Genomic DNA, 890 nt, shown 5'->3' on the forward strand with positions numbered 1-890 from the left:
CAGTTGCTCGGCCATCGGCGAGCGCACGGCATTCATGCCGCACACAAAAAGAATCGAATGCGGCAGCGCGGCCAGGACTACCCCCGCCAGTGCAGTACGCAGACAAGCGTGAACAACCGGCGCGCCGTGTCGAAGTCGATCTCGATCTTGCCGGCGAGCCGGTCCATCAGTGTTTGCGAGCCCTCATTGTGCAGGCCGCGGCGGCCCATGTCGATTGCCTCGATATGGCTGGGCGTGGAGGAGCGGATCGCCTCATAATAGCTTTCGCAGATCAGATAGTAATCCTTGACGATGCGCCTAAGCGGCGTCAGCGACAGGATGTGGGTAACCACATCGGCGCCATTCTGGCGGCTGACGGCGAACACCAGGCGCGACTCGGCCAGCGACAGCTTCAGCCTGTATGGGCCGGCGCCATCGTCGTTGACCGGCCGGAAACTGTTTTCCTCGATCAGGTCGAAGATCGCCACTGCCCGCTCATGCTCGACATCGGGCGTCGAACGTCCGATCGATTCGTCGAGCTCGACGTCGATCAGCCTGTCGCGGTTTTGGTGGTGGCCGGACATCGCTACATGTTCAGCCTGATCGCCACCGATCGTGCGTGGGCGTCGAGCCCTTCCGCCTTGGCGAGCGCGATCGCCGCCGGCGCCAGCGCCTTGAGCTGCTCCGGGCCGAGCTTCAGGATCGAGGTGCGCTTGACGAAATCGAGCACGGACAAACCAGACGAGAAGCGCGCCGAGCGCGCGGTCGGCAGCACGTGGTTGGAGCCGCCGACATAATCGCCGATGACTTCCGGCGTGTGGCGGCCGAGGAAGACGGCGCCGGCATTGCGCATCCCGGCGAGGAAGCTTTCGGCGTCGTCGAAGGCGAGCTCGACATGCTCGGCCGCGATG

2 protein-coding genes are annotated in these 890 nt (G+C 64.3%); both read right to left on the reverse strand.

Going from position 1 to position 890, the window contains the following annotated elements; all coding sequences use genetic code 11:
* Positions 1-77: 77 nt before the first annotated feature.
* Positions 78-563, reverse strand: coding sequence for a UPF0262 family protein (locus tag EOA49_RS32185; RefSeq protein ID WP_066993793.1), 486 nt, complete (start codon positions 561-563; stop codon positions 78-80).
* Positions 564-565: 2 nt separating this feature from the next.
* Positions 566-890: histidinol dehydrogenase (locus EOA49_RS32190; protein ID WP_206520253.1), on the reverse strand; the 325-nt coding region annotated here is incomplete at its 5' end.

Origin of the sequence: Mesorhizobium sp. M1A.F.Ca.IN.020.04.1.1, assembly GCF_003997315.1 — a bacterium.
GTDB lineage: Bacteria > Pseudomonadota > Alphaproteobacteria > Rhizobiales > Rhizobiaceae > Mesorhizobium.